Source organism: Belliella pelovolcani (assembly GCF_900156785.1).
Classification (GTDB): Bacteria; Bacteroidota; Bacteroidia; order Cytophagales; family Cyclobacteriaceae; genus Belliella; species Belliella pelovolcani.
Map to the genome: position 1 here is coordinate 1 of NZ_FTOP01000033.1, position 5,552 is coordinate 5,552.

The 5,552-nt window shown below is 34.7% G+C and carries 6 protein-coding genes; 2 read left to right on the top strand and 4 right to left on the bottom strand.

What is annotated here, in order from left to right; translation table 11 throughout:
• Nucleotides 1-45 precede the first annotated feature (45 nt).
• The gene (gene hsdR, locus BW935_RS17860) at nucleotides 46-2,478 is read left to right on the top strand and encodes an EcoAI/FtnUII family type I restriction enzme subunit R (protein WP_394333617.1); all 2,433 of its coding nucleotides are present in this window, start codon (nucleotides 46-48) and stop codon (nucleotides 2,476-2,478) included.
• A 29-nt stretch (nucleotides 2,479-2,507) separates the two neighbouring features.
• Here hsdR and BW935_RS17865 read toward each other — a convergent pair whose 3' ends face one another.
• The gene (locus tag BW935_RS17865; RefSeq protein ID WP_076503148.1) at nucleotides 2,508-3,299 is read right to left on the bottom strand and encodes an SMODS domain-containing nucleotidyltransferase; all 792 of its coding nucleotides are present in this window, start codon (nucleotides 3,297-3,299) and stop codon (nucleotides 2,508-2,510) included.
• Between the two features lie 239 nt (nucleotides 3,300-3,538).
• The gene (locus BW935_RS17870) at nucleotides 3,539-3,823 is read right to left on the bottom strand and encodes a hypothetical protein (protein WP_076503149.1); all 285 of its coding nucleotides are present in this window, start codon (nucleotides 3,821-3,823) and stop codon (nucleotides 3,539-3,541) included.
• A 349-nt stretch (nucleotides 3,824-4,172) separates the two neighbouring features.
• Here BW935_RS17870 and BW935_RS17875 point away from each other — a divergent pair, with 349 nt between their 5' ends.
• On the top strand, nucleotides 4,173-4,502 hold the full coding sequence (locus BW935_RS17875; protein WP_076503150.1) for a DUF6922 domain-containing protein: 330 nt from the start codon (nucleotides 4,173-4,175) through the stop codon (nucleotides 4,500-4,502).
• 235 nt (nucleotides 4,503-4,737) lie between these two features.
• Here BW935_RS17875 and BW935_RS18520 read toward each other — a convergent pair whose 3' ends face one another.
• Both BW935_RS18520 and BW935_RS17880 read right to left on the bottom strand, forming a co-directional pair.
• Nucleotides 4,738-4,893 carry a hypothetical protein gene (locus BW935_RS18520; protein WP_175606700.1) on the bottom strand — a complete coding sequence of 52 codons (156 nt, stop codon included), beginning with the start codon at nucleotides 4,891-4,893 and terminating at the stop codon, nucleotides 4,738-4,740.
• A 26-nt stretch (nucleotides 4,894-4,919) separates the two neighbouring features.
• On the bottom strand, nucleotides 4,920-5,318 hold the full coding sequence (locus BW935_RS17880) for a DUF4221 family protein (protein WP_076503151.1): 399 nt from the start codon (nucleotides 5,316-5,318) through the stop codon (nucleotides 4,920-4,922).
• Nucleotides 5,319-5,552 lie beyond the last annotated feature (234 nt).

Sequence of the window (5,552 nt, forward strand, 5' to 3'; positions counted from 1 at the left end):
ACAGCTTGTAATATTCGTCGTTGCTAATCTTTTTCATGACGCAAGATTACGAACCAAACAGAAATCAGAAAATATGGGGTTTATCGGACGGATACAATTGACCCGAAGTTAAGATCTTGTGGTTGGGGAGTTGTCGAAGGTTCTAAGGTACTTCGAGAATATCCTATTACCGCAGGGAGGATTCAGGTTGGAGGTCGTGGTAAGCGACAGATTGCTGACTATGTCTTGGTATATAAAGGAACCAAACTTGCCATTATTGAAGCAAAAGGGGCTGATTTGGAAGTGGGTGAAGGTGTGATGCAAGCAAAGCAGTACGCTGAGAAACTAAAGCTCTCCACTACATACGCTACCAATGGCAAAACTATTTATCAGATCTGTATGGCAACTGGGGTTGAAGGTTTGGTGGAAGATTTTTTATCACCAGATCAACTTTGGGAAAAGACCTTTCCTACTCTAGCTACAGATTCTGACCGTTCAGAGCTTTGGCGAGAAACTTTTGCAGCCGTTCCCTTTGAAGATAAATCAGGTACTTGGGAGCTTCGCTATTACCAAGAAATCGCTGTGGCAAAAACCTTAGAAGCCATTGCCAAGCAAAAAAATAGAATCTTATTGACTTTGGCGACAGGAACAGGTAAAACAGCCATTGCTTTTCAACTCGCATGGAAACTCTTTCAGACCAGGTGGAATCTAAAGGATAGAGATCAGTCTCCTGAGGAAGCAAGTCGAAGACCCAGGATCTTATTTTTGGCAGATAGAAATATACTTGCAAATCAGGCATTTAATTCATTTTCGGCCTTCCCCGAAGATGCCTTGGTACGAATCAAGCCTTCTGAAATCAAGAAAAAAGGCAAAGTGCCGACCAATGGCAGTATTTTCTTCACCATTTTCCAGTCTTTTATGTCAGGTACTGACGAGGAAGGGAAGCCAGCTCCCTATTTTGGTGAGTACCCCTCAGATTATTTTGATTTTATCATCATTGACGAGTGCCATCGCGGTGGTGCCAATGATGAAAGTAACTGGAGAGCAATTTTGGATTACTTTTCCCCTGCAGTACAGCTTGGATTGACAGCCACACCTAAGAGAAGAGATAATGTGGATACTTACCAATATTTTGGTGAGCCTGTTTATGTTTATTCTCTCAAGGAAGGAATCAATGATGGCTTTTTGACCCCATTCAAAGTGAAGAGGGTTAAAACGACTTTAGATGATTATATCTATACCAATGATGATGTCGTAATGGAAGGTGAAGTGGAATATGGGAAACGCTATGAAGAAAAAGATTTTAACAGATCGATTGAAATTGAAGATAGAGAAAGAAAGCGGGTAAGAGTTTTCTTGGAAAACACCAATCAACAAGAGAAAACCATTGTGTTCTGTGCCAATCAAAGCCATGCAGCTTTGATCCGAGATATCATCAATCAAGAAAGCAAGAGTATGGATCCATTCTATTGCGTTCGGGTGACGGCCAATGACGGTGAAGAAGGTGAAAGGCAGTTGCGGGAATTTCAGGATAATGAAATGACCATTCCAACTATCTTGACCACCTCTCAAAAACTCTCTACAGGCGTTGATGCCAGAAATGTCAGAAATATCGTGCTTTTGCGTCCTGTGAATTCTATGATTGAGTTTAAACAAATTGTAGGACGTGGTACCAGGGTATTTGATGGAAAAGAGTTTTTTACCATTTATGACTATGTGGATGCTTATCATCATTTTGCTGATCCAGAGTGGGATGGTGATCCTGAGGAGCCTAGTGAAGAAATAGGGCCAGGTGCACCTAGTTCAAAGACCTGTGTTTACTGCCAAGAAAAACCCTGCATTTGTGAAAAAGCACCTCCTGCTCCATGCAAAGATTGTGAAGAGCAGCCTTGTGTTTGTATCAAAAAGCCTAAAAAGGTTAAAATTAGATTAGGAAAGGGAAAAGAAAGAGCCATACAACACATGATATCCACTTCATTCTGGAGTGCGGACGGGAAACCTATCAGTTCAGAAGAGTTTTTGAGTAATCTATTTGGTGAATTGCCTAAGTTATTCAAAGACGAAAGCGAATTGAGGAAGATTTGGAGTAATCCTATGACGCGAAAAACATTGATCGAAAAACTGGAAGATGCTGGGTTCCCCAAAAGCGATTTATTGACTTTACAGAAGTTGGTAGAGATGGAGCACAGTGACCTTTTTGATGTCTTAGAATACGTATTCAATGGTGATTATGTAGCAGTATCCAGAGCGGACAGAGCAAAGGCAGCTGAGGCTACTATCTTTGCATTATTGAATGATAGGCAAAAGGAATTTATCTCTTTTGTCTTGAGCAAATATGTAGAATCAGGAGTTGATGAATTAGATCAAGATAAACTGCCTATCTTGTTGACTAGCAAATATCAATCTCTTTCCGATGCCAAAGAAATCCTAGGCGATGTCGGAAATATCAGTAGGCTATTCGTGGAGTTTCAGGAGTATTTGTATAGGAAGGTGGGGTGATTTAAAAAATTAAAACTTTTATATTCATATTATTTTTTGTTAAATAAATCATCAATTTGACTCACATAATACCCCCTATACGGTTCTTCTATTTTTAAATTTTTCTGGTAAGATATGCTTGATATTGATTTCTTCAATTTTGAAAGATATTTGATATTATCTTTATTAACATTTTTTGAAGGTAAGTTTGATCCGATAAAACAAAACATAGCAAAAAAATCAGCTTCTAAGTCAATACCCAAATCTATTAAAATCTTTTCAATCTCATATCTAGGATAAACTTCATTGTTAACAACATTCCAGTATTTAATTATTCTAGTGATTTTTGAAAATTTGTTACTACTCTTATTATCTAAATTTTTAATTATCAATTTTTGATTATTCGGATCAATTGATATCCATTTTTGCAAACTTTTTTTATTGCTTGGGATAAAAATTTTTTCAAATTGCTTATATGCAGGTACAATTTCAAATTTTATTTCTGAATAGATTAATCCAATTGAAGATGTAAGATCATCATATTTTAACTCAGCATTTAATCCACTTAAGATATCTATAATCAATGGCTTTAAGTCCATTGGTTTTTTAGTTTTACCCTCTTTAAATTGAACATATAGATCCACAGAAAAATCACAAAAGTTACTATATTTCAATTCTGTTCCTGTTTTAAAAGATCCATAAATCTGAATATCTTCAATTATATTTGAATATTCGATTGATTTTGATTTTATCTCATTTGTAGCGGATGTGATTTTACTCAATGTACTTTGAGGAATGGTTATTTTTTGAATTAATTCTTCAAAATATTTATTTATTTCCATTTTTAAAATCAATAGTTGTAAAGCAGAATAATGTTAAAGAATTAATTATTTAATTCCAAAATAAAATCACTTAAGTTATTTATGACTGAAAAATGAGAGATGAAACATTTAATATTTATTATAATCTTCTAATATTTTTCTTATCTGGCATACATAAAGAAATGCAAAAGCCGTAACAAACTAGCCATTTAGATTATTTTCTAACCAAAGAATAATGTCTTTTTTAGGAAATAAAGAATTCATTTTATAGGTGGAACTTTCATGAAAGTAGCCGAATCAAAATAAAAGAACCAAGGAACGGATAAAATCACAATAAAATTGTAATCGACAATTGATGGTATCAAAATAGATCCGAAGTGAAACATGGCAATAATGGCCATGAAGTAAAGAAAGTATCTACTGAGTTTTTCACCAGCTTCCTGAACCAAGAACTTTCCCGCTATTAGAAAGCCTATGATCTTGATCATAGCTACCATCAAGATTAGAAGAACTCCTTCTCCCCTAGCCTCTTCTAGTGAAAACAAGAAGCCATAATCAAGCAGCGCAATCAGGTATATGGCATATTTTTTCAGACCATAATCAATTATAAAAATGATATTCCGGAGGATATTGACCCCTCAAAAACGATATTAAGTGCCACACTTCACGAGGTTTTGGTATAAGCAAAACAGAAACTCGAGAAAAACTGCACTTAGAAAATGGATATGGCGATCAGGAGCCTAATTATTGATATGAACACCGTTTAAGTGCCACATTTCACGAGAAATTAGTTCTTTAAGTGTTCTGAAAAAATCAAACTGAAATTACAACCAATAGTCTAAGAACGATTATTATGGAAATTCGTTAACTTTGTTATTAAAGATCATAAAATCAGTGGCTAAAAATAAAGACTATATCAAATTCAACAATAGCTTGGAAGATAATAATCAGATTATTCTATCTGATTACTTTCCCAAGGCTATATTTTGGGATGTAAATCTTGATGAGTTAGACTACAAGAAAGATGCTGATTTCATTATCCCAAGAGTTTTAGATTGGGGAGATTATAAAAATGCTTGGGACAAATTAAAGCTTCTGTACCCGTTGAAGGTAATTAAATATTATTGTTTAAATCAAGCTCAAATTTTTGGAGATGAAAATATTGAAGCGTTAGCTGCAAAATTCAATCTTAACCCAGAGGAATTCCCAAGATATTCAAAGTAAAATATGTCGATTGAAAACGGTGTTTCCAATGAACTTTTAGCTTGTATTCATGAATTGATGAAACAAGATACCTTAAGAGACTTTAGTCTTGGTGGCGGTACTAGTTTAGCAATAAAATACAATCATAGAGTTTCTACTGATATCGGATAGTAAGGTTATGTACAGATTTTTTTTCAGATATGCATCTGTGAGTTTAAGATGGTAGAGATTGGGTCCCTTAATTTTCTCTTAGTTTTTAAAACCGTACACGAACAAAACTCATTTCATCTTCTGAGTTCAGGAACATCCAAATTGCTCCATCCTTGATAAAATGCTTAGGAATTCCTGATTTTTTGATCTCAGGAATTTCTTGGTCTGAGAGATGATCGAAATTTTCATTAAAAATTGACATGTATAAGGTACTTCTGTCAATTTCTGTCAATAAATATCCTTCACGTTCTTTTTCTCCATATCTAATAGATGCTCATCTGAGGCCATTTTAAGGTCTGAAGTATAAAACCCAGTCCCATTGGGTCCCTCCTGCTCAAAAGGAATGATTTTTTCTAAAGCTAAGGTATTGAGGTTGATTTTTTCGACATGGTTAGTTTTGTCGTTGAAATTGTACAGCATTCCATCAAATTCCGAATAAGCAGAAGTATACAAATCACGCTGTAAGAATAGGATTTCATCCTTGGAGTCTATGGAAACTATGTCAATGGAATAGTTTAATGTACTTTGATTTACCTTATCCGCTTCATTTCCACAGGAAGTCAAAAAAGTTAAAGTAGCACCGAAGAGGGATGTGTATATTAATTTGTTCTTTTTGAATGAATGCATGGCTTAAAACTAAGGAGATTTTAAAGAAGGAGGTGTATGTGTTAACTATAATTAACTTCTTTATGAAAAATAGAAGATCCTAGCAAAAGATGAATTATTAATTCTGCGAAACTTAAATTATCGAAAAAACAATTTATTTGTATCCGTCCGATAAACCCCATATTTTCTGATTTCTGTTTGGTTCGTAATCTTGCGTCATGAAAAAGATTAGCAACGACGAATATTACAAGCTGT